Origin of the sequence: Crossiella sp. CA-258035 (assembly GCF_030064675.1) — a bacterium.
GTDB lineage: Bacteria > Actinomycetota > Actinomycetes > Mycobacteriales > Pseudonocardiaceae > Crossiella.
The window spans coordinates 6,968,236-6,991,478 of sequence record NZ_CP116413.1 but is presented as its reverse complement, the minus strand read 5'-3'; the positions used below and the strand labels follow the sequence as shown (position 1 = coordinate 6,991,478).

The following is a 23,243-nucleotide window of genomic DNA, read 5'->3' as shown; positions in this document are numbered from 1 at the left end:
CTCCGACAACGTTGTCAGCGAGGGGGCGGAACCGTGGCACCATCTCCCGGCAGAACCGTCGCGCCCGGCAGAACCGTCGCGCGAGTACTGGCCGTCGCGCTGCTCGCCGGTGGGCTGCTCGCCCCGGCCACCGCGGCCGCCCAGCCGGTGGCCGACCCGACCACGCTGGTCAACCCGTTCGTCGGCACCCAGAACTTCGGCAACACCTTCCCCGGCGCCAGCGCGCCCTTCGGCATGGTCCAGGTCAGCCCGGACACCGGCGGCCAGGGCGGCTACGACTACAAACAGGACCAGATCCACGGGTTCAGCCAGACCCACCTCTCCGGCGTCGGCTGCGGGGTGGCCGGCGAGCTGCCGATCATGCCCACCACCGGGCCGGTCGACTCGGTCGAGCACACCGGCTACCGCTCCAAGTACTCCCACGCCGACGAGGAGGCCAAGCCCGGCTACTACCGGGTCGGACTCTCCCGCTACGGCGTCAACGCCGAACTGACCGCCACCGAGCGCACCGGCTGGCAGCGCTACACCTTCCCGGCCACCGCCGCGGCCAACGTGCTGTTCAACACCGGCAAGGCCAACCAGGGCGTGCACGACTCGGAGATCCACGTCGTCGGTGACCGCACCCTGGAGGGCCGGGTCCGCGCGGGCGGGTTCTGCGCGGGCAAGGACGACCACACCGTCTACTTCACCGCCAGCTTCGACCGCCCGTTCACCGCCTTCGGCACCTGGCGCGGCACCACCAAACGCCCTGGCATCAGGGACGCCGCCGGGACGGGCGGCAACGGCGCCTGGGTCACCTTCGACGCCACCGCCGACCGGGACGTGGTGGTCAAGGTCGGCCTGTCCTACACCGGCGTGGACGGCGCCCGCCGCAACCTGACCGCGGAGACCGCCGACGCGCACGACTTCGACGCCGTCCGCGCCAAGCTGCACCAGTCCTGGGTGCAGCGGCTGCGCTCGGTGAGCGTCGGCGGCGGCAGCACCGAACGGCAGACCGCGTTCTACACCGCGCTCTACCACTCGCTGCTGCACCCCAACCTGGCAGGCGACGTCGACGGCAAGTACCTCGGCTTCGACGACAAGGTGCGCACCGCCACCGACTTCACCCCGTACCAGAACCTGTCGCTGTGGGACACCTACCGCCCGCAGAACCAGCTGCTGGAGATGCTGGAACCCCAGGTGGCCCGCGATGTCGCGCTGTCCGTGCTGGCCGCGGGCCGCGACGGCGGCTGGCTGCCGCGCTGGGCGCTGGCCAACAGCGAGACCAACATCATGACCGGCGACCCGGTCACCCCGTTCCTGGTCGAGGCCTGGTCCAAGGGCCTGCTCGCCGGGCACGAACGTGAGGCGTACGCCTTGCTGCGCAAGAACGCCACCGCCACCCCGCCCGCTGACGCCGTCTACAACGGACGGTCCGGCGCGGACTACTACAACACCCGCGGCTACCTCCCTTCCGGCCTCAAGCTCGGCGTGGACTGCGCGCACAAGGGCGGCGACAACGACTGCGTGCACCCCGCCTCGGCGACCATGGAGTACGCCGCCGCGGACGCCGCGCTCGCCCTGCTCGCCGACGCCCTCGGCGAACGCGCCGACGCGCGCATGTTCGCCGACCGCGGCCAGTGGTACCGCAACCTGTGGGACAAGGGCATCAGCCAGTTCCGCCCGCGCACCAAGGACGGCACCTGGCTCACCCCCTACGACCCGGTCGGCGCCGCGCACCAGTTCCACGAGGGCGGCGCGCACCAGTACCAGTGGCTGGTCCCGCAGGACCCGGCCGGACTGGTCGAGCTGATGGGCGGCCGCAAGGCCACCGAGCAGCGCCTGGACCGCTTCTTCGCCTACGACAAGCTGTTGCGCGACCCGGCCGGCACCGCCCGCAAGGACTGGATCACCGATCCCTACGACTACTACGGCAAACCCACCTACAACCCGAACAACGAGCCCGACCTGCACGCGCCGTACATGTACCTGTGGGCAGGCGCCCCGGCCAAGACCGCGACCGTGGTCCGTGCCGCGATGACCCTGTTCACCACCGGCCCGGACGGCATGACCGGCAACGACGACCTGGGCACCATGTCCGCCTGGTACGTCTTCTCCAGCCTCGGCCTCTACCCGACGATGAGCGGCGCCAACTTCCTCGCGCTGTCCAGCCCGCAGTTCCCCACGGCCACGGTGCGCATCGGCGACTGGGGCGGCCGCCAGGGCGGCACGCTCACCGTCACCGCGCCCGGCGCCAGCGACACCAACCGCTACGTGCAGCGGGTGTCGCTGAACGACCGCCCGGTCGGCAAGACCTGGCTGTCCTGGGCCGACCTCGCCCGCGGCGGCACCCTGGCGCACACCCTGGGCAGCACCCCCTCCGACTGGGGCACCGGCCGCCAGGACGAGCCGCCCTCGATCAACCGCGCCGCGGGCGATCTCCGGCACCACGTGGACGCCTCGCTGCGCCAGCCCACCGCGGTGCTGCCCACCTCGGCGGGCAGCCAGCAGACGAGCCTGCCGCTGGACGTGCTCGGCCAGTCCCCAGGCGTCATCGCCGCCCAGGTCCGCGCCACCGCACCGGCGGGCTGGCGGATCGACGCCCCGGCCGCGCCGATCTTCCTGCGCTCGCACCGCCTGCCCGCCCAGGAGACCGTGCCGCTGACGCTCACAGTCCCCGCGGCTGCCCCGGTCGGCAAGTACCCGGTGGTGGTGCGGGTGGAAGCCCTCGGCGGCAACAAGGTCGTCCGAGAGCTGACCGTGGAGCTGCGCGCCGCCGCGACCTGCGCGAGCACCAGCGGAACCCAGTGCGCGGTGGAGCTGAAGACCTTCGCCGACCACGACGGCACCGCCACCGTGACCGCCTCCGCCGAAGGCAACTTCGACGGCAGCGGCTGGAGCTACGACGCCGCCCTGCTGCCACCGGCGGGCCCGGTCACCTGGGCCGGCACCACCTACACCGCCCCGAACGCGGCCGGCGCACAACCCAACTTCGTCGAGGCCCGCGGCCAGGCCCTGCTGCTCCCCGAAGGCAGGCGCAGCAGCCTGAAAGTGGTCTCCGCCAGCCACAACGGCCCGGTCACCGCACCGGTGACCCTGCGCTACGCCGACGGCACCACCGAGGACGTCGCCCTCTCCGTCGGCGACTGGGCGGGCTCCACCCCAGCGGGCACCGTGGTGCTGCTGGAGATGCCACACCGCATCAAGGCGGGCACCGGGATCGACGGCCCACCGGTCCGGCTGTTCGGCCAGACCGTGCCGCTCAACCCGGCCAAGTCACTTCGTTCGATCAGCCTCCCCAACGATCCGAGGGTCGAGCTGTACGCACTGACCCTGTCCTGAACCGCACCGTCCTGATCCTCACTCGCCACCTCCGTGCAGCACGTCCAGGATCTGCTGCCCGTAGTTGGCCAGCTTCGCCTCGCCCACACCGCTGATGCCGCCGAGCGCCTCCAGGGTCGCCGGGCGCTCGACGGCCACGGTGCGCAGCGTGGCGTCGTGGAAGATCACATACGCCGGTTTGCCCAGCTCCCTGGCCAGCGCGCCGCGCCAGGCCCGCAGCCGCTCGAACAGCGGCTCCGCCTCCGCCGGCAGGTCGACCGCGGCCGCGGCCTTCTTCGCCTTGGCCTGGCTGGACTTGCTCGCCGGGCGCTCCGGCTCCCGGCGCAGCATCACCTCGCGCTGCTTGCTCAGCACCTGCCCGCTGGCCTCGGTGAGCACCAGCGTGCCGTAGTCGCCCTCCACCGCCAGCAGCCCCTGCGCCAGCAGCTGCCGGACCACCGCCCGCCACTCCTGCTCGCGCAGGTCGGCGCCGATGCCGAAGACGGTCAGCGAGTCGTGGTCGTGCTCGATGACCTTCGCGGTCTTCTTGCCCAGCAGGATGTCCACCACCTGACCGGCGCCGAACTTCTGGTTCCGCTCCCGCTTGAGCCGGTACACCGTGGAGAGCAGCTTCTGCGCCGCGACCGTGCCGTCCCAGGACTCCGCCGGGTTCAGGCAGGTGTCGCAGTTGCCGCAGGGCTGGCCCTGCTGGCCGAAGTAGTTGAGCAGCTGCACCCGGCGGCACTCCACCGTCTCGCACAGCGCGAGCATCGCGTTGAGGTGCTGGGCCAGCTTGCGGCGGTGCGCCTCGTCGCCCTCGGAGGTGTCGATCATCTTCCGCTGCTGCACCACGTCCTGCAGCCCGTAGGCCAGCCAGGCCGTGGACGGCAGCCCGTCGCGCCCGGCCCGGCCGGTCTCCTGGTAGTAGCCCTCCACCGACTTGGGCAGGTCCAGGTGCGCGACGAAGCGGACGTCGGGCTTGTCGATGCCCATGCCGAAGGCGATGGTGGCCACCACGATCAGCCCGTCCTCGCGCAGGAACCGGGCCTGGTTGCGCGCCCTGGTCGCCGAGTCCAGTCCCGCGTGATAGGGCACTGCCTCGAAACCGTTGGCGGAGAGGAACTCCGCGGTCTTGTCCACCGAGGCCCGGGACAGGCAGTACACGATGCCCGCGTCGCCCTTGTGCTCGTTGCCGAGCAGTTCCAGCAGCTGCCGCTTCGGGTCGTTCTTGGCCACGATCCGGTACTGGATGTTGGGCCGGTCGAAGCTGGCCACGAAATGCCGGGCCTCGGTCAGGTTCAACCGGGTGGCGATCTCGCCGTGGGTGGCCTCGGTCGCGGTGGCGGTCAGCGCGATCCTCGGCACGTCCGGCCACCGCTCGTGCAGCTCGGACAGGCCCAGGTAGTCCGGCCGGAAGTCGTGCCCCCACTGGGACACGCAGTGCGCCTCGTCGATGGCGAACAGCGACACCCGGCCGCGGTCGAGCAACCGCATGGTCGACTCCAGCCGCAGCCGCTCCGGCGCCAGGTACAGCAGGTCCAGCTCCCCGGCCAGGAACAGCGACTCCACCAGCTGGCGCTCATCCGGCATCTGCGTGGAGTTGAGGAACCCGGCCCGCACCCCGGCCGCGGTCAGCGCGTCCACCTGGTCCTGCATCAACGCGATCAGCGGCGAGACCACCACCCCGACTCCCGGCCGCACCAGCGCGGGAATCTGGTAGCACAACGACTTCCCGCCACCGGTGGGCATGAGCACGAGCGCGTCCCCGCCCGCCACCACGTGCTCGATGATCGCCTGCTGCTCACCGCGGAAGGAGTCGTAACCGAAGACCCGACGCAGCACCTGCGTCGCGTCTGCCACGTCCGATCCGGTCTCCGTCGAAGTCACGCGGCCGAGGTTACCGATCCCCGCCGACAGGCCGTGCCGCACCGTGTTCCGAACGGGTGCACCAGGGCGGTGACCGACCGTGAGTTTCCGTTCGGCCACCCCGGTTGACCTGGTGCTGGCGGGAGATCCGGCGCTGGAAAAGCCGCTGCACGGGTGTCCCCGTCGGTGTCGGCCGCGAGTCAGGCCGGCCCGAGGAAGACGGCCTTGTCCTTGCCGAACCCGGGCTGGAACGCCAGCTGCAGCTCACCCGGCTTCGCCCCGACCGCGTAGGCGACCTCGTAGGTGAAGCTCTTGCCGGGCAGCACGGTGCCGCTGTCCAGGCCGGTGCCGCAGGGACCGTTGAAGTCGATGACCGACTTCGCCTCGCGGCCGTCGAACTGGGCGTCGGTCAGCCCGAGCAGCAGGCCGGTCTGCACCGGCTCCCTGGTGCCGTTGACCACGGTGACGCTGACCTTCACCGCACGGTCCACTGTGGACGGTGAGGCGTACTTGCCCGGCTTGCACGCGGCGGGCTTGGCCACCTCGACGGCCAGCCCGTCCGGCCAGGTGTAGCGTGTGCCCCAGGTCGGCGTCTCCGCGGGTGGCGGGTTGTCGGCGGGTTTCGCCCTGGCCGGGTCGCCGTCGCTGACCTGGCCCTGGTTCGTGGTGCCCCGCAACGCCTCGTCCAGGGCTTTCACCGCGGCCGCCTGCACCACCACGGTGATCACGATGCCCAGCACGCACAGGCCCACGCCGATGGCGGCCATCACCTTGCGGGCGCCGAACAGCGCGATCACCCCGAGCACCACGCCGACCCCGGCGGCGATCGCGGTGACGTTGTTGAGGATGATGATCGGCGAGCCGCACAGGCCCACCAGGCCGAGGATCAGCGCGGTCAGCGCGAGCCCGCTGAACCTGGGCCGCGGCGGCGGTGGCGGCGCCTCGGGCATGACGGGCAGCTGGTAGGTCATGGTCGCTCCCTGCGTGTCAAGGTATGCCCGGACCTCGCGCGGTGACGGAAAGTCGTTAGCTCCCAGCACCTTCGTTCACCACTACGGGTGAGCTGGGGCAACGAACCAGGGAAGCGGCGGTCACGACTGGGCCACCGCGTAACGTTGCCCCGGAGATCGAGGAGCCGGGGGGCGACATGGGCAGCGAGGCGAGCACGGGCCGGGACCGGCGGCGCGTCCGGAACAGCGAGGCAGGCTGTCCCATCACCCAGGTGGCGGCCGGGCACTGGTCCGTTCGTGGCCTCGCCGAGGGCCGCACCGTGCTGCGCAGCACCGACACCCGCCAGGCCGGGCTGGCCGTGGAGCGGATGGACAAGCTGCCCAGCGGCCTGCGCCGTCCCGTGCTGTACCGCGACGGTCCCGAGCACCGCGAGCACCGACGCCAGACCGCCCGGTTCTTCACCCCACGCCGAGTCGAGCAGCACTACCGGCCGCTGATGCGCAGGGTGGTGCAGGAGCAGCTCGCGGTGCTGCGCCAGGCGGGCAGCGCCGACCTGAGCAGGCTCAGCTTCCAGCTCGCGCTCCAGGTGGTCGCCGAGGTCGTCGGCCTCACCGACAGCAGGCCCGGCATCGACCGGCGGCTGGAGGCGTTCTTCCCGGCTGCCCCGCCCGGGTTCCTGCGGCTCAACCTGGCCTGGCTGCGGTTCCACTTCGGCGACGTCCGCCCCGCCGTGCGCGCCCGCCGCCGGGCACGCCGGGACGACCTGATCTCGCACCTGATCGACGAGGGCTGCCGGGACAGCGAGATCCTCGGCGAATGCCTGACCTTCGCCGCCGCGGGCATGGTCACCACCAGGGAGTTCATCAACCTGGCCGCCTGGCACCTGCTCGCCGACGCGGACCTGGGACAGCGCTACCGCACCGCCGAGGAGCCGGAGCGGCTGGCGCTGCTGCACGAGCTGCTCCGGCTGGAACCGGTGGTCAGCAGGCTCAGCCGCCGCACCACCGCCCCGATCGAGCTGACCGGGGTCACCATCCCGGCCGGTGACCTGGTGGACATCGAGGTCAGCGCCACCAACGTGGACCCGGCCGCGGTCGGCGACCACCCGGCCGACATCCGCCCAGGTCGCGGGCTTGCCGACGGGGCGTCGCCGGTCGCGCTGGCCTTCGGCGACGGCCCGCACCGCTGCCCCGGCGCGCACATCGCGATGCTGGAGAGCGACCTGTTCCTGCACGCCCTGCTCAACCAGCCCGGAATCACCCTGGAAAGCGGCCCGACGGTGGCCCACCGGCCGGAGATCGCCGCCTACGAGCTACGTGGCCTGCGCGTTTCACTGCGGGGATGCTGAGGCGCCACCCCCGCGGGCGAGGAGGACTACGGTCGGAACCGGGTCTAGGGGTGGGAGAGGGACGTTGGCAGGATCACCCTGGGCGGGACGACTGGGACTCAACGTCGACGCGCTGCGCGCCGTCGAGGGGGTCCCGGACGCCCCCGCGCCACGGCGGGAAAGCGGCGCCGCGCCGCTGCCGCCGGTGTTCGAGGGACTCGGCCCGCACGCGGGCGCGGTGGCGGTGGCGGTGGCCGTGCTCGGTCCCGAGGCGCCACTGGGCGACACCGCGGCGCTGGCCCAGCTGAGCCTGCCCGCCACCCTGGCCGCGGTGGACGTGCTGACCGCGGCCGGCGTGCTGGTCAACCGGGTGCCGCTGTCCTTCCACGAGCCGGACACCGCCGAGACCGTCCTGGGCGGGCTGCCGGTGGGCGCGCGGATCACCGTGCGGCTGCGCGCGGCGGAGATGCTGCGCGCGCTGCCCGGCGCGGCCGAACGCACCGCCGACCAGCTGGTGCGGATCGGCTCGGTCGGCCTGGACTGGGCGGCGGACGCGCTGTGCGCCGCCTCCGCGCAGGCGCTGGACCGGGGGGACTGGCGGGCGGCAGCGGAGTACCTGCGGCACGCGCTGGCCGAACCGATGCCGGTGGCCGAACGGGTCGCGCACACCCAGCAGCTGGCCGCGATGCTCACCGACACCGACCCGCTGGCCGCCCTCACCTGCCTGTTGCGGGAGCTGCGGCGGGAGGACACCGCCGTCGAGGTCACCGCCACCACCGGGTTGCTGCGGCGGCTGGTGACAAGGTTGCCGAGCACCCAGGACGCGTTGCGCCTGTTCGACGAGGCCGCCGACCGGCTGCACCAGCACGATCCGCCGGCCGCGATCCGGTTGCAGCTCACCAGGGCCGGGTTCGCGCTGTTCCGACCCGGCGGGACCACCCGGCTGAGCAGGCTGGCGGACTGGCTGGCCAAGGCCGACCTGGCCGATCCGCCGGCGCGCCGGGGCCTGGCCGCGGTGCGGGCCTGCCTGGCGGCGCTGCGCGAACCGCGCGCAGGCAACGCGGTCGAGCTGGCCACCGCGGTGCTGGCCGAGGCCGACCCGCGGCACGAGTGGGACGCCTGCTGGCTCGCGCTCTCCGCGCTGCTGCTGGCCGGGGACGACGCGGCCACCGAACGCGCCTGCCGCGAGCTGGACACCGCCCTGCCGGTCGAGGACACCGAGATCCAGCGCTTCGGCTGCGAGCTGACCCGGGCATACTCTTTGCGGCGTCAGGGAAACCTGCGCGTCACAGTGTCCACATTGGACTCTCTGCTGGCCGCGTGCGCGGCGTCCGGCCTGGCCCGCGACCATCCGATCGTGGCCACCGCCGCGGCCAACCTGGCCGAGGCCCTGGTGCACACCGGGGCGTTGCGCCGGGCCGAACAGGTGCTCGCCGAGTACCGCCTCGACGGCGACCTCCGCGACACCGGCGCCTCGATGTGCGTGCTGCGCGGCCGGGGCGCGGTCGCCGCCGCCAACGGCGACCTGGACGCGGCGCTGACGGCGCAACTGGACTGCGGCAGGCACGTCACCGGCTGGGCCGAGCTCAACGCCGAGTTCCTGCCCTGGCGCTTCGAGGCGGTGCGCACCCTGCTCCGCGCCGACCGCCACGACGAGGCCCAAGCCCTGGCCGAGGCCGACCAGGCCGCCGCCGCGGCCTGGGGCACCCCGCGCGCCCTCGGCTTCGCCACCTACGCCCGCGCCCTGACCAGCGACGGCCCCCAACGGATCACGTTGCTCACCGAGGCCGCCAGCCTCCTGGCCACCGCGGGCGCCGCCCTCGCCGAGGCGCACGCCCGCCACGACCTGGCCCAAGCCCTCCGCCAAGCAGGCTCCCCAGCGGAAGCGGAACCCCACCTGGCCCGCGCCCGCGAACTGGCCGCCCACTGCGGCGCCACCCTGGGCACCCCCGATCCGGCCGACCGCCCCGTCCTCACCCCGCAGGAACGACGCATCGCCCGCCAGGTCGCCCGCGGCCAGACCAACGCCCAGATCGCCGACGAGCTGACCCTGGCCCGCCGCACCGTCGAGTTCCACCTCTCCAGCGTCTACCGCAAACTCGGCATCACCGGCCGCCGCGACCTGGCCGCCTGGACCGGCCCGGAACTCGACTAGCCCGCGCGCCGGATCGCCGGCGTGACATCGGAAACCCGGTCTAGGACGCCCGGTCCCGCACCAGCCGGAACGCCTCGATGTACTTCGGCAGCTCCCGCCGGGCCGCCTCCAGCCTCGGCTGGTCGATGTCCAGCGCGGGCACGCGTCCGCCGGGGATCAGCCAGTCCGCGGCCGACTCCCGAGGTTCGGCGTCGGCACAGCGCAGCAAGAGGCACACCGAGTCCAGCGTCCGCACCAGCTCATCCACGATCACCGCCGCCTGCGCCGGATCAAGCGCGAGCCGCCCATCGGCCGCCAGCCGCAGGAAAAGATCGCCGGCCAGCCCGCCATACCCGGTGTCGCTGCCAGCCATCCGCCGCCTCCCGCCGATCACACCACCCGGAAGTCCACTACCTCCGCCGCCCCGCCCGACACCCCCCACTGCCAACTCTGCCCCCATCCCCAGTCGACCTTGCCCACGCGCACCCTCCCGCCCCGCCACACCTTCGAGTGAACCCCCATTCGCGCCTGGGCTCGCGCCTCCACCAAACCCCCAGCTCAGCTAAGCTACAACCCAACCGGAGCGCCCGCTCCGCAACCCCGAACCCCCATTTCCCCGCCAAGATCAAGACAGAAAGGAACCGAATCACTGTTTCCCGCGTTGCGCGAAAGAAGAGCGGCGCCCCCGCGCGGCACCCACCCCCGCGACGCCCTCAAGCCCCCGCCTCGACCCCAGCACTCCACCGAAGCGGAAGCGGAAGCGATCCAACCGACCACAAAGGAGGCAGTCCACCCGACCAGAGCGGAAGCGGCTCGACGGAAGTAGCGAAGCACCGGTCGACGGAAGCGGCGGAGCACCAGGCCGCACGACAGCGAACGCCGGGCCGCACGACGGCGGAACGCCGGGCCGCGCAGCAGCGGAACGCCGGGCCGCACGCCGATGCCGCACAAGCATGGAGCGAGGCAGCGGCATGGGCGAGCCCGAGCATGGCGCGAGTCCGCAGCCGCGGGGAGCATGGCAGGAACCGGCCCGCCGCGTTGCCCGTTCCCACGGCCGCGGATCTACTGGCAGCCATGACCCGAACCGTCGTCGTCGCACTCCTGTCCGCGGCCCTGCTCACCGCGTGCGGGAACCCGGCATCCCCAGCCTCGCCCACACCACCCCAGGCCCCCGCGTCCTCGGCGAGCGGTGCCGCGACCTCCGAGAGCTCCGCGGCCGCACAACACGTACTGGAGCTCGAGGTGACCGGCTCGGCCACCCTCTCCACCGCCACCTTCACCCTCGACGGGAAGGTCAGCGAGGAGGAGTCGGTGAAACTGCCGTGGCGTAAAACCGTCACGGTCCCGTTCGGAACCGGACGCCACGAGTGGAAGCTGACCATGCAGCACACCGGCGGAACCATGTCCGCGACCGCCACGGTCAACGGAAAGCTCGTGACGCGCACCGGTGGCGGCGGCTCGCCCGGCACCAAGAACACCGCCAACCTGTCCGGCAGCTTCACGGACTGACCAGCCGCCCCGAGCCCCGCCGGTAGCCGCCGCGCACCGGCCCGCCGCTGCCCGCCGTGCACGCCAGGGTTTGCCGCCACGGCCCCTACTGGCTGCCGTTTCGCGGCTTCCCGCCGCGACTGCGCGCTGCCGCCACCCGCTGCCACCCGCCGCCGTGCGCGCCCGCTCGTGACCGTTCGCCGTCGCGCCGCGCCTTGTCGCCTTGCCGTCGCGCGTTCGCTCGCGGTCGCGGCCAGCCCGGGGCGTCCCCTCGGCAGCACCGGCCTCGCCCGCGCCGGAACCCGGGGCAGACGGCCGGCGCCACACTGATCCCGATCGCCCGCCCCGCGCCCCGCGTGACCTGCGCGCCCCGCCGCAACCCGCCCGCGGGCTTGTGGCGACCGGATCCGACCGGGTCGTAAGTTACTGCGCATGCAGCCCGAGCCCCCGTCCGATGTGTGGATCGGTCGTGAGGCGGAACTCGCCGTGCTCCGGTCCGCCGTGGCGAACCTTGGTCGCGGTACCGGCGCGGCCGTGTGGGTTGAGGGGGAGCCGGGGATTGGGAAGTCGGCGTTGGTGGCGCGGGGGTTGGAGGTGGCGCGGGAGGCCGGGTACGGGGTGCTGGCCGGGGTTGCCGATCCGATGTCGCAGCGGTCGCCGTTGCGGGTGATGCTGGACCTGTTGCAGGTCGGGCCGCGGTCGGCGGATCCGCGGCGGGCGCGGATCGCGGCGGCGTTGCGGGAGCGGCGGCTGGGGTTGCTGGAGGCGGCGGACGTCGGGTGGGTGGAGATCGAGCTGTTGGCGGGGCTGGTGGACGAGTTGTGCACCGCGGGGCCGACCGTGCTCGTGGTGGATGACCTCCAGTACCTCGACGAGGCCTCCTTCCTGATGTGGCACCGGCTGGTGACCGCGGTCGACCAGCTCCCGCTCCTGCTCGTCACCACCTGCCGGCCGGTGCCGCGCCGCCGCGAGGTCCAGGAGTTGCGTGCCGCCCTGGCGCGGCGGGGGCATCCGTTGCTGGTGCTGGAGCCGCTCGCGGATGGGCAGGCCGCGGAGTTGTTGGCGGGGTTGCCCGGGCTGGGGGAGTTGCCGGGGGCGGCGCGGGACCGGTTGCGGGAGCTGGCGTTGGGCAATCCGCTCTACCTGCGGGAGCTCGCTGACGCGGCGCGTCGCAGTGGCGCCTCGGGGCGGGGGGCGCGGTTGCCGAGCTCGTTCGCGGAGGCGTTGACCGGGCGGTTGCGGGTGGTGCCGGAGGGGTCGGCGGAGATCCTGCGGATGGCCGCGTTGCTGGGCGGGCGGTTCGCGGTCACCGAGGTCGCGGTGCTGATGCGGCGGCCGGCCGCGGAGCTGGTGCTGGGGCTGCAGGACGCGCTGGCCGCGGGGATCGTGGTGGACGCCGGCAGCCACATGGCGTTCCGGCATCCGCTGATCCGGCAGGCGCTCTACGACGGCATGCCCGCCGCGCTGCGGGCCGCCCTGCACCGAGAGGCGGCGCAGACGCTGGCCGACTCCGGTGGCGGGGCGCTGCGGGTGGCCGAGCAGCTGCTCGCCTCCGGGCAGCCGGGCGACGCCTGGGCGCGGGAGTGGCTGGCCGGCACGGCGACCGCGCTGGCGGCGCACGCGCCGGAGATCGCGATCGAGCTGCTCTGCCGCGATGTGGACCAGGCCGTGGTCGAGGACGGGCACGGCGAGGTCCTGCTGGTGGTGCTCGCCTGGGTGCTGCTCGGCGTCGCCCGCCACGACGAGGCGGTGGTGCGGGCGCGGCAGGCCCTGGCCGCGGCGAGCCGGAGCGGGCACCGGGCCGAGATGTACTTCGTGCTGGTGCGGGCGTTGTTCAGCCTGGGCCGCAACACCGAGGCGGTGGAGGCGGTGCGGCGCGCGCTGGCCCGCACCGACCTGCCGGTGGCGTGGCGGGCCCGGCTGCTCGGATCGCTGGCCATGTACCAGCGGGCGGGGGAGGGCGATGTCGAGGCGGCCGAGCGGACCGCGCGGCAGGCGCTGCACATGGCCGAGAGCGTCGGCGACTCCTTCGGCACCGCCTACGCGCTGACCGTGCTGTGGGTCAACCAGTCCATCCGCCGCGACCACCTCGCCGCGCTGGCCAGTCTCGACCACGCGCTGGAGGTGTTGCGCGCCGGCCCGGACCACACCGACCTGCTGGCCTTCGCCCAGGACGCGCGGATCTTCACCCTGCAGAACCTGGCCCGCTGGCCGGAGGCCGCGGCCGCGCTGCGCCAGGAACGCGACAGCGGCGTGCGGGGTTCCGCCGCGGTCAGGCCGGGGGTGACCACGGCGGTGCTGCGGTACTGGCTCGGCGAGTGGGCGGATGCCCGCGCCGAGCTCGACCCGGAGCACCTGACCGAGGTTGGCTTCACCTACTCAGGGCTGCGCGAACCCGGACCGTCCCTGCTGTGGCACGGGGTGGCCGCGATGATCGCCGCCCGCCAGGACCACCGCGAAGCCGCCCGCGCGCACCTGCGCGACGGCGCCGCCCTGCCGGTCAGCACCATCGGCGACCGGGAGAACCAGGACTTCCTCATCGCCGCGCGCAGCGTGGTGCTGGAACAGGACGGCGATCCGCGCGCGGCCATGACCACCCTGGCCGGCACGCTGCTGGACCGGCGGCCCGGCGAGATGTCGCTGATCCACCAGTGGCTGCCCGATCTGCTCCGCCTCGCCCTGGCCAACGAGGAGCCGGACACCGCCCGCGCCGCGCTGGCCGCCTGCCGCGCCGAGGCCGACGCCGAGGCCGCACCCGGCCGGGCCGCCGCGGCTGTGCTGCGCTGCCAAGGACTTCTCGACGGTGACCCCGTGCCGCTGCGCGCCGCCGTCGATCACTACCGTGCCGCCGGTCCCGCGGTGGAGCTGGCCGCGGCCCTGGAGGACCTGGCCACCGTGCTCGCCGCGACCGGTGCGCACGCCGAGGCCAGGGACGCGCTGCACGAGGCGGTCACCCGCTACGGCGAGTTCGGCGCCGAATGGGACATCCGCCGCGCCGAGGGCAGGCTCCGCGAACACGGGGTCCGCCGGGGCGTGCGCGGCCGCCGCGCCGCCCGTGAGCTGACCGGCTGGGACGCGCTGACCCCCACCGAACTGCGCATCGCCGAGCTCGTCGCCGACGGCCAGTCCACCCCCGGCATCGCCGCCGGACTGTTCCTCTCCCCGCGGACCGTGCAGACCCACATCTCGCACATCCTGGGCAAGCTCGGCATGCGCGGCCGGGTGGAGATCGCCAGGGAGGTCTTCCGCCGCCGCGCCGGCTGACCCGGCCGGATGACGAGGCACGTCGTCCACAGGTGGCCACCGCAGGTATCCGCAGGTTGCCCTCGCGCACCAGCGAAGTTGCCCCTGTAGACCACGGTCAGCGCAGGTCAACCCACTTCCGCGTGGACACCGTCAGGTGGCCGATGTCTCCTGCGTCACTCAGGGTGAGGATTGGCGGCGTTGACCCACCACGTACGGGGAGAACGCAGTGGAAGCAATGCGCGTCGCGGTCTACGCACCAGATCCACTCACCGCCGCCGGTCTCACCGGCACGCTGCGCGCCTGCGCCGACATGGTGGTCGAGGAGGGCTTGCAGTCACCGCGCGCCGACGTCCGAGTGGTCGTCGCCGACGCGCTGACCTCCGAACTGCTCTCGCTGCTGCGCCGGGCGGCCAACAACGGTGGCGTACCGGTTGTACTGGTGGTGAACCAGTTAGAGGAGTCCGAACTGCTCGCGGCGGTGGAATGCCGGGTGGTCGCGGTGCTGCCCAGGGCGGCGGCCACCGGCGACCGGCTGGTGCACGGTGTGCGCGCGGCCGCGGCGGGCGGCGGGGTGCTGCCGCCGGTGATGCTCGGCGAGCTGCTCAAGCACGTGGAGCGGCTGCAACGGGAACTGTTGGCGCCCAAGGGCATGAACGCCGCGGGGCTGAGTCCGCGCGAGGTCGACGTGCTGCGGTTGATGGCCGACGGCTGGGACACCGCGGAGATCGCCACCCGGCTCTGCTACTCCGAGCGGACCGTGAAGAACGTGATCTCCGGTGTCACCCAGCGGTTGAAGCTGAAGAACCGGCCGCACGCGGTGGCCTACGCGATGCGCGCCGGAATGATCTGACCCGGCGCGGCGGGTGATGAGGGCCTCACCCGCCGCCGAGCCGGACCGGTCAGTCCTTGACGATGTTCTTGACCGCGTCCTTCGCCTTCTCCACGCCCTGCTTCAGGTCGCCCTTGGCCTGGTCACCACGACCCTCGGCCTCCATGCCCTCGTCATCGGTGGCGCGGCCGGCCGCTTCCTTGACCTTGCCCTTGACCTGGTCGGCCTTGGCGTCGATCTTGTCTCCGGTACTCATACGTCAGCTCCCCTGCTAGACAGCGGCTGTACGAGCAGCAGGGTGCCCACCCCGGGCCGGTTCAACCACGATCGTGGCTGTGGCCTGACTAACCGGCTCCCTGGATGTCCCGGCCACGGGCCAGCCGCAGGCTGAGCCCGAGGAAGACCAGCACGTAGCCGAGGAGCACCAGCACCGCGACCGGCACGCTGGTCACATCGACCACCAACATCGCCACGCCGCCGCTCGAACCCTGTGGCCGTGCGCCCAGTTCCGCCGCGATCGCGCCGCCGCTCGGCCCGATCAGCAGGGTCTGCACCGCCTTGACCGCGGGCAGCGCGAAGGTCAGCCCGTTGACCGCGTTCTCCAGTGCCAGCAACCACACCAGCCCGACGGCCAGGCCGGTGCCGGTGCTGCGGAAGGCCGAGGCGAGGAAGAAGCCGAGCGTCGCGCAGGCCAGGCCGAGCAGCCAGCAGGCGCCGATCCCGGCGAGCACGGTGAGCGGATCGGGGAAGACCACCGGCCCGCCCTCCACCCCGGCCACGACCAGGCGCAGCACCGAGCTGAACGCGAAGGTGGCCAGCACGATGCCCAGCACGGCCAGCGCCATGGTGAGGAACTTCGCCAGCAGCACCGCCATCCGGCCGGGCCCCTGGGTGAACAGCGGACCCCACGTGCTCCACCGGTACTCCCCGCCCATCAGCACCGCGCCCAGGATCACCATGATCGCGCCGCCGAACATCGGGAACGACATGAGCGTGTTGGCCACCAGGCTTTCCGGCAGCAGGTTGCGCAGCATCGCGCCGGCCTGCTCCGGGTTCGCCGCCGCGCTGCCGGACTGGGCGCGGTAGACGATGTAGGGCACGGTGAAGGTGAACAGCAGGGTCTGCGCCAGCCAGCAGGCGCCGAGCAGCCAGGCGGCCGGGCGCTTGCGGATGGCGAGCAGTTCCGAGCGCAGCGCGGCGGTCATGACGGCACCCCCGCCGGCTCCTCGTCCACGGTGAGCTCCAGGAAGACCTCTTCCAGCGAATGGCGCACCGCACGCAGGTGGGTCACGGTCACCTCCGCCAGCACCAGCTCCCGGTTCAGCGCGCCGATGACCTCCACCGGCGCGCTGACCAGCAGGTCCTCCCCCTCCTGCCGGACGGAGCGGACCGAGGGATGCCGCCGCAGCACCTCGGCCGCGCGCTGCCGGGGACTCGCCGTGATCACCAGCCGCCCCGCGTCCAGCGAGGAGGTCAGCTCGGCGACACTGCCCTCGGCGATCAACCGCCCCTGCTGGATCACGCCCACCCGGTCGCACACCTGCTCCACCTCGCCGAGCAGATGACTCGACAGCAGCACCGTCCGCCCGGCCGAGCCGAGCGAACGGATCAGGTCCCGCATGGCGGCCATGCCCGACGGGTCCATGCCGTTGGTCGGCTCGTCCAGGATCAGCAGCTCGCAGTCCTTCAGCAGCGCCAACGCGATGCCCAGTCGCTGCTTCATGTCCTGCGAGTAGGCGCGGAACCGGTCACCGCCCCGCTCGGTCAGCTCGACCTGGGCGAGCGCCCGCTCCACGCGGGAGTCGGACATGCCGCAGGACCGGGCGAACACCCGCAGGTTGTCCCGGCCGGACAGGTGCGGGTAGAAGGCCGGATACTCGATCAGCGCGCCGATTCCGGCCAGTCCGCGCGGATTTCCCGGCGCCTCGCCGAGCACGGACGCGTGCCCGGCGGTGGGCCGGATGAGTCCCATCAGCATGCGCATGGTGGTGGTCTTGCCCGCGCCGTTGCGGCCGAGGAACCCGTACACCTCACCGCGGCGCACCCGCAGGTCCAGATCGACGACGGCGGTCTGCCCGCCCGGATATCGCTTGGTCAGTTTCTCCGTGAGAATCACGTGTTCAGACATAGTTTTCCCCCCTGACTACCAGGCCATGGTACGCACGGTCGCCGCGCGGTTACCGGGAAACGAGCCTGCTAGAACTGGGCGGCACACCACGTGATCCAGGGGGGACACAGATGCGTACCGACGTCATGCGACTCGCCGCGGCCGCGGGCGGCCATCCGGACGACCTCACCGAGCTCATCGATGACATCGGCCCCGGCCGCTGCGCCGAGATCGCCACCGACGAGATCGCCTTCCGCCTCGACCCACCACGCCTGCACCCCGGCACGGAGATCGAGCTCCAGCTCGTGTTCGGCCACCGCGACACGACCACCGCCTGCCTGGTCACGGTCACCGGCTCCGGCGCCACCCACGCCACGGGCCGGTCCGCGACCCCGCACGCCACCATCCGCCAGCAGCTCGGGGAAGTGATCCGCCAGCTCCTCGGCCCCCGCGGCGCGGCCGGTCCGGCCACCCGCCAGGTGGAACTGCGCGACTCTGGCGACATCGCCTCCTTCCGCCGCCCGCCGGTCTGGTTCGCCGCCACCCAGCGCCTCCTGTCCACAATGGACCATCGCGACGAGGTCACGCTGACCGAGCTGGCCAGCCGCTACGAGTCGGACAAGTGGGGCATCCACCGCTACACCCAGCACTACCCGCGCTACTTCGAGCCGCTGCGCGACCGCCCGCTGACCGTGCTGGAGATCGGCATCGGAGGCTTCGCCGACCCCGCCGCGGGCGGTTGTTCGCTGCGCATGTGGAAGCACTACTTCCCGCGCGCCACCATCTACGGCGTGGACGTGTACGACAAGACTCCCCATGCGCGCCAACGCATCCACACCCTGCGCGCCGACCAGTCCGACCCCGAGGCGCTGTTGGCGGTGGTGGCCAGGACCGGCCGGCCGGACATCGTGATCGACGACGGCAGCCACCGCGTCGAGGACGTGCTGACCACCTTCCACACGCTGTTCCCGCACCTCCGCGACGGCGGCTACTACGCCATCGAGGACCTGCAAACCTCCTACTGGCCCCGTTTCGGCGGCACCAGCGCGGAGCTCGACGCGCCGCACACCAGCCTCGGCTTCCTGAAGTCGCTGGTCGACGGCCTCAACCACGAGGAGATCCTGCCCGGCGGCCGCCGCGCCGCGCCGACGGACCAGCAGATCAGGAGCCTGCACTTCCACCACAACCTCGCGGTGATCGAGAAGGGCGCGAACCTGGAGGGCGGGGGACCGGACTGGGTGCGCTTCGGGCCGAAGTGAGCGCGCGCGTTACGAAACAGAAAGTTAACAGTCGCCGTTTCAATAAGTGCCCTGAACAGCCAATATGCGACGGTCGCGTTCCGGGTTTTTGGCCCCTCGTCCCTCTGCTAACCTGGTCTCGCAGGTAGAGCTGTACCTGTAGGCCCCTGGTGATCGCCAGTCGGGCCTTTTCTCGTTTCCGGGCCTTCGTGTTACGACACGGAGGCCCTTTCGCATGAGGAGACCCAGATGCCCCCGATCACGGACGCCACGGCCCTGCTGATCAGCTTCGGGGTGGGCGCGTGGTGTGCGACCAACGTGTACGCGCTGCGCACCATCCGCGTCATCTCCACCACCGCGATCAACCGGGCCAAGCCGTGCGATCTCGCTGCCGTGCTCGGCGCGCTCCCGGGTGTCCTGGGCCGGATCGGCCGACTCCGGCTGACCACGAGAGGGCTCGGGTGATGGTGCACGATCCCACCGCCAAAGCCGCTCTCCACTCTGGAGACAGCGATGTGCTCGGCCAGGCGCTCGCCCAACTGGACGACAAGTGCATGGCGGAGTTTCTCGTCCTGCACGAGGCGTTCGAGGTTCCAGTGGCCGCGTTGGCCCGATTGCTGAAGCTGAAGCTGTCCGCGTTCTTCGGTAGATACGACTACGTCGGTGATGTGCGCTGCACGCTTTACACCGGGCGGATTCGGCTGCGTGAATACCTCAGCGAAGTGGGTCTGTCACCGGCTGACCTGGACTGGCACAGCTCCGCAGCGGTCCGCGAAATCGGCAGGCGGCTCAAGGTGGATCGCACCCGGCCCTGCGCTCATTGCGGCGAGTCCAAACTCGACATGGTGGAGCCGCGTGGCAGGCCGCGCGAGTACTGCTCCAACCCGTGCAGACAGGCCGCATACCGACGACGCCGGGCGGAACCGCCTGAGCTCGACGATCCGGAACGCGCGATGCTTCCGTGCTTCGCCGGGATCGCCCGCCGGATCCCGTTCGGCATCCGATTAGGGCTCATAGCGCTGTCCAGGGATGGCGCCATCCGAATGGAACAGACGGCGTTGGCGGGCCGAGGTTCTACCGATGCTGCCCAAGATCGATTCCTTGACTACCGTTGGTCGCCGGAGAGTCCCTTGGCTCGCGCCGCCCGAGTGGCTCTGGACCACTTGGTGCGGCGCGGCGTCGACCTCGACGGCGTGTACCTGCACGGCCGTGACCTCGGTGGCAACATGACCCCGTACTCCGTTGGCTTCGAATGTCGCTACCTGCGAGCGATGCCCCGCGTATTCACTGAGTTCGGCGGTGTCGAGTGGATCGAGATCCCTCGGCCGTCCCGCACCGGTGATCTCGTGGCCTTGCGGATCGAGGCGGTGGACCGAGAGCGGCTCGCAGGCTTCCGGTGGCCTTGACCACCAATGGGAATCTCCCCGCGCCGCCCGCGTTGTCCCTGGTGTGACGGTACGACTCTCCGTGCTCGACCGGTCGAGCACCAGGCAGGGCCAGAGTGACGCGCGGGCGTTGCGGGACACCGTGCGGTTCGCGCGGCAGGCCGAGGAGCTGGGGTATCACCGGTTCTGGGTTTCCGAGCACCACAGTGTGCCGGGGCTGGCCGGGTCGGCGCCGACGGTGCTGGCCGCGGCGGTGGCGGCGGCCACCGAGCGGATCCGGGTGGGCACCGGTGGGGTGATGCTGCCCAACCACCGGCCGTTGGTGGTGGCCGAGCAGTTCGGGGTGCTGGAGGCGTTGTACCCGGGGCGGATCGACATGGGGCTGGGGCGTTCGGTCGGGTTCACCAACGGGGTGCGGCGAGCTCTGGGACAGGACAAGGAGGCCGCGGACGCCTTCGCCGACCAGTTGGGTGAGCTGCTCGGGTACTTCAGCGGGGACCAGCGGGCGCATCCCGGTGTGCACGCCCGGCCGGGGGAGGGGATGGCGGTCTCGCCGTTCCTGCTGGCGACCGGGGCGGGGGCGGAGATCGCGGCCGGGTTCGGGCTGCCGCTGGTTGTCGGCGGACCGCGCTCGACCGAGGCGATTTCCCGGTACCGCAACGCTTTTCGGCCCTCGGGCTGGGCGCAGTCGCCGTATGTGGTGGTCGCCGCGACGGTCGCGGTGGCCGAGACTATGGAGCAGGCCCGGCGGCTGTTGCTGCCCGAGGCGTGGTCCACCGCGCACTCCCGGACCCGGGGCGAGTTCCCGCCGCTGCGCTCGCCGGAGGAGGTGCTGGCGCTGGAGCTGACCGACCGCGAACGCACGCTGCTGGACGAGGCGCTGCGCGGGCAGATCCATGGCACCGCGGCGGAGGTGGCGGCTGCGCTGGGCGAGTTGGTGGAACGGACGGGGGCGGACGAGGTGCTGGTGACCATGAGCACCTACGACCGCGCCGACATGCTCGACTCCTACCGTCGCCTGGCGGAGCTGACCGTGCCCGGAGCGAACAGATCCGCCGTCGCGACCAACGGCGGATCTGTGGCGGAGGGCATTACCGGGCTGTTTCCGTCCAGGTGACCGGCAGTTCGTGCACGCCGTAGATCCGCATGTTGGTGCGCAGCTTCACCTCGGCGGCCGGGATGGCGAGCTGGAGGGTCGGGAAGCGGCGCAGCAGGCCCGCGAAGCCGGCGCGCATCTCGATGCGGGCCAGTTGCTGGCCGAGGCACTGGTGGATGCCGTGGCCGAAGGACAGGTGGCCGCGGGCGTTGCGGTGGATGTCCAGGGTGGCGGGGTGGTCGAAGCGGTGGGGGTCGTGGTTGGCGGTGAGCAGGGAGACCACGACGGTGGCGCCCTGGGGGATGGTCTCGCCGCCGAGTTCGAGGTCCTCGGTGGCGTAGCGGTAGAAGATGTCGGCGATGGACAGGTAGCGCAGGAGCTCCTCGACGGCGCCGGGCAGCAGGTCCGGGTTGGCGCGCAGCTCGGCCAGCTGGTCGGGGTGTTCCACGAGGGCGAAAGTGCCCAGTGCCAACATGTTCGCGGTGGTCTCGTGGCCGGCGAGCAGTAGCAGGAAGCCGATGCCGGTCAGCTCCTCGATGCTCAGGTCCTCCTGGCGGGCCAGGTCGGAGAGGATGTCCTCGCCTGGGTCGGCGCGTTTGCCGGTGACCAGGGCGGCGAGGTAGCCGGCCAGGGCGCCGTAGGCGGCCATCTTCTCCTCGATGGTCAGGGTCATGTCCAGGAACCTGGTGGAGTTGGCCTGGAAGTCGGCGCGGTCGGCGTAGGGGACGCCGAGCAGTTCGCAGATCACCAGCGAGGGCACCGGCAGTGCGAACTCCTTGACCAGGTCCACCGGCGGGGTCAGCCGGGCCAGCTCGTCCAGCTGCCGTTCGACGATCTCGTTGATGTGCTCTTCCAGCTGCCGCATGCGTTTGACGGTGAAGGCGCCGGTGAGCTTGCGCCGCAGCCGGGTGTGGTCCGGCGGGTCCATCGCGATGAACAGGCCCGGCACCTGCGGCGAGGGCTCGGTGACCACGGGCATGCCGGGGACCACGTACGGCTCGTGCACGACGCCGAGGTCCTGCCGGGAGCTGAACCGGGTGTCGGCCATGACCTGGCGGACCTCGTCGTAGCCGGTGACGATCCAGCCCTCGTGCCCGTCGGGGAAGACCAGCGGGCTGACCGGGCGGGTCTCGCGCATCCGGGTGAGGTGGCTGGGCGGCACGAAGGGACCGGCGTCGCGGTCGGTGGGCAGGCTGCGCGGGGTGGCGTCGGTGTGCGTCGTCGGGTTCGGCATGGGACCAGCCTCCAACGTTGACGCACCGTCAGGGTCAAGCCCTTCGCCAGGGCCGGCACGTGCCCACGCGTGCCGGCCCCGGCCGCCCTCGGCGGTCAGCGGTTCCTGCGGTCGATGGCAGCGGTGACGATCTGGTCGACCAGCGCGCCGATCATGACCGGGCCCGCGCCGCCGATGGCGGGCACGATGGTGGCCGCGACCTCGGCCACCGACTCGTGGTGCACGCCGCCGACCAGGTGCGCCACCCGGCCCGCGGGATCCTTCTCGCTGACGCGCCAGCCGAGGAAGGTGCGGATGAAGTCGATCACCGTGGCGCCCGGCTTGACCCAGTCGGCGGTGACGATCTCCGGTCGCTGCACCGAGACCACCAGCAGGTCGGCGGTGCTGGTGATCTCCGCGGCGCGCGGATGGGTCACCGGGACGGAGGTGCCCGCGGTGTCCGGGGGCAGGGCAGCGAAGGCGGCGACCCTGGCCACCATCTTGGCCACCGGGTTGGTCTCGGTGATGTCCGGGTCGGTGAGCACCACCACCTGGCCGCCGGAGGGGTCGAAGTCCAGCTCGTTGAGCACGTGTGCGACCGCGGTGGGCACCACCGGGATGCGGGTCGGCGGCCGGTCGCTGAGCGGGTTGAGCCGGATCACGTGCTCCAGGTGCAGGCCCTCGGCCTCCTTGACCGGGTCGATGGCGGCCAGCACCGAGCGGATGTCCAGCTGTGGCGGCAACGGGATCAGCACCTGCACCACGTCGACCTCGTCGTCCTGGTTGAGCCTGCCGATGAGCTCCTGGAGCTGGCCGGGCGTGGTGTCGCGGGGCAGCTCGAACGGCCGGACGTCGAAACCGGCTCCGCTGAACACCTTGTGGTGCAACCGGAAGTCCAGTGGCGTCATCGGGTCCTCGTTGTCGACCATGATCAGCGCGACGACCGGAATCACGCCGGCGTCGCTGGCGCGTTTGGCGGCCTGGGTCACCAGGTCACGTCGCAACGCGTGGCCGGTGACAATACGTGCGGACAACGTCGGTCCTCCTTGCTGGTAAAGGGAAA

Annotated in this window: 18 protein-coding genes; 10 read left to right on the top strand and 8 right to left on the bottom strand. The window is 72.1% G+C overall.

Going from position 1 to position 23,243, the window contains the following annotated elements; all coding sequences use genetic code 11:
- Nucleotides 1–33 precede the first annotated feature (33 nt).
- Nucleotides 34–3,321, top strand: a complete 3,288-nt coding sequence (locus N8J89_RS31390; RefSeq protein WP_502868351.1) for a GH92 family glycosyl hydrolase — start codon at nt 34–36, stop codon at nt 3,319–3,321.
- Between the two features lie 18 nt (nt 3,322–3,339).
- On the opposite strand, the gene recQ is transcribed toward N8J89_RS31390, so the two are convergent.
- Both recQ and N8J89_RS31380 read right to left on the bottom strand, forming a co-directional pair.
- Nucleotides 3,340–5,187 carry a DNA helicase RecQ gene (gene recQ / locus N8J89_RS31385; RefSeq protein ID WP_283660608.1) on the bottom strand — a complete coding sequence of 616 codons (1,848 nt, stop codon included), beginning with the start codon at nt 5,185–5,187 and terminating at the stop codon, nt 3,340–3,342.
- Nucleotides 5,188–5,366: 179 nt separating this feature from the next.
- Nucleotides 5,367–6,137 (bottom strand): hypothetical protein, encoded by a 771-nt coding sequence (locus tag N8J89_RS31380; RefSeq protein ID WP_283660607.1) that lies wholly within the window; start codon nt 6,135–6,137, stop codon nt 5,367–5,369.
- A gap of 176 nt (nt 6,138–6,313) precedes the next feature.
- Between N8J89_RS31380 and N8J89_RS31375 the strand changes: the two genes are divergently transcribed.
- Nucleotides 6,314–7,465: a cytochrome P450 gene (locus tag N8J89_RS31375; RefSeq protein WP_283660606.1), complete on the top strand. Its 1,152-nt coding sequence runs from the start codon at nt 6,314–6,316 to the stop codon at nt 7,463–7,465.
- Nucleotides 7,466–7,529: 64 nt separating this feature from the next.
- A complete protein-coding gene (locus N8J89_RS31370) occupies nt 7,530–9,599 on the top strand; it encodes a helix-turn-helix domain-containing protein (protein ID WP_283660605.1) in 2,070 nt (689 codons plus the stop codon).
- Nucleotides 9,600–9,639: 40 nt separating this feature from the next.
- On the opposite strand, the gene N8J89_RS31365 is transcribed toward N8J89_RS31370, so the two are convergent.
- The gene (locus N8J89_RS31365) at nt 9,640–9,951 is read right to left on the bottom strand and encodes a hypothetical protein (protein WP_283660604.1); all 312 of its coding nucleotides are present in this window, start codon (nt 9,949–9,951) and stop codon (nt 9,640–9,642) included.
- A gap of 701 nt (nt 9,952–10,652) precedes the next feature.
- Between N8J89_RS31365 and N8J89_RS31360 the strand changes: the two genes are divergently transcribed.
- From N8J89_RS31360 to N8J89_RS31350, 3 genes are all read left to right on the top strand, one after another.
- Nucleotides 10,653–11,087, top strand: coding sequence for a hypothetical protein (locus tag N8J89_RS31360; RefSeq protein ID WP_283660603.1), 435 nt, complete (start codon nt 10,653–10,655; stop codon nt 11,085–11,087).
- Nucleotides 11,088–11,498: 411 nt separating this feature from the next.
- The gene (locus tag N8J89_RS31355; RefSeq protein WP_283660602.1) at nt 11,499–14,330 is read left to right on the top strand and encodes an ATP-binding protein; all 2,832 of its coding nucleotides are present in this window, start codon (nt 11,499–11,501) and stop codon (nt 14,328–14,330) included.
- A 217-nt stretch (nt 14,331–14,547) separates the two neighbouring features.
- Nucleotides 14,548–15,162 carry a helix-turn-helix transcriptional regulator gene (locus N8J89_RS31350; protein WP_283666290.1) on the top strand — a complete coding sequence of 205 codons (615 nt, stop codon included), beginning with the start codon at nt 14,548–14,550 and terminating at the stop codon, nt 15,160–15,162.
- Between the two features lie 49 nt (nt 15,163–15,211).
- Here the strand turns inward: N8J89_RS31350 and N8J89_RS31345 are convergent, their stop codons facing one another.
- From N8J89_RS31345 to N8J89_RS31335, 3 genes are all read right to left on the bottom strand, one after another.
- Nucleotides 15,212–15,397, bottom strand: coding sequence for a CsbD family protein (locus tag N8J89_RS31345; protein ID WP_283660601.1), 186 nt, complete (start codon nt 15,395–15,397; stop codon nt 15,212–15,214).
- 88 nt (nt 15,398–15,485) lie between these two features.
- Entirely contained in the window at nt 15,486–16,346 is an 861-nt protein-coding gene (locus N8J89_RS31340; protein WP_283660600.1) for an ABC transporter permease, read from the bottom strand.
- Nucleotides 16,343–17,257, bottom strand: coding sequence for an ABC transporter ATP-binding protein (locus N8J89_RS31335; protein WP_349497416.1), 915 nt, complete (start codon nt 17,255–17,257; stop codon nt 16,343–16,345). The genes N8J89_RS31340 and N8J89_RS31335 overlap by 4 nt, the downstream gene beginning before the upstream one ends.
- A gap of 122 nt (nt 17,258–17,379) precedes the next feature.
- Here N8J89_RS31335 and N8J89_RS31330 point away from each other — a divergent pair, with 122 nt between their 5' ends.
- The 4 genes from N8J89_RS31330 to N8J89_RS31315 all read left to right on the top strand — a co-directional run bounded on the left by N8J89_RS31330 (nt 17,380) and on the right by N8J89_RS31315 (nt 20,988).
- Entirely contained in the window at nt 17,380–18,507 is a 1,128-nt protein-coding gene (locus N8J89_RS31330) for a class I SAM-dependent methyltransferase (protein ID WP_283660599.1), read from the top strand.
- A 228-nt stretch (nt 18,508–18,735) separates the two neighbouring features.
- On the top strand, nt 18,736–18,951 hold the full coding sequence (locus tag N8J89_RS31325) for a hypothetical protein (RefSeq protein ID WP_283660598.1): 216 nt from the start codon (nt 18,736–18,738) through the stop codon (nt 18,949–18,951).
- Nucleotides 18,948–19,892, top strand: a complete 945-nt coding sequence (locus N8J89_RS31320) for a hypothetical protein (protein WP_283660597.1) — start codon at nt 18,948–18,950, stop codon at nt 19,890–19,892. The genes N8J89_RS31325 and N8J89_RS31320 overlap by 4 nt, the downstream gene beginning before the upstream one ends.
- A 43-nt stretch (nt 19,893–19,935) precedes the next feature.
- On the top strand, nt 19,936–20,988 hold the full coding sequence (locus N8J89_RS31315) for an MsnO8 family LLM class oxidoreductase (RefSeq protein WP_283660596.1): 1,053 nt from the start codon (nt 19,936–19,938) through the stop codon (nt 20,986–20,988).
- On the opposite strand, the gene N8J89_RS31310 is transcribed toward N8J89_RS31315, so the two are convergent.
- Both N8J89_RS31310 and N8J89_RS31305 read right to left on the bottom strand, forming a co-directional pair.
- Nucleotides 20,963–22,201, bottom strand: coding sequence for a cytochrome P450 (locus N8J89_RS31310; protein WP_283660595.1), 1,239 nt, complete (start codon nt 22,199–22,201; stop codon nt 20,963–20,965). The genes N8J89_RS31315 and N8J89_RS31310 overlap by 26 nt on opposite strands.
- 95 nt (nt 22,202–22,296) lie before the next feature.
- A complete protein-coding gene (locus N8J89_RS31305; protein ID WP_283660594.1) occupies nt 22,297–23,214 on the bottom strand; it encodes a bifunctional 5,10-methylenetetrahydrofolate dehydrogenase/5,10-methenyltetrahydrofolate cyclohydrolase in 918 nt (305 codons plus the stop codon).
- Nucleotides 23,215–23,243 lie beyond the last annotated feature (29 nt).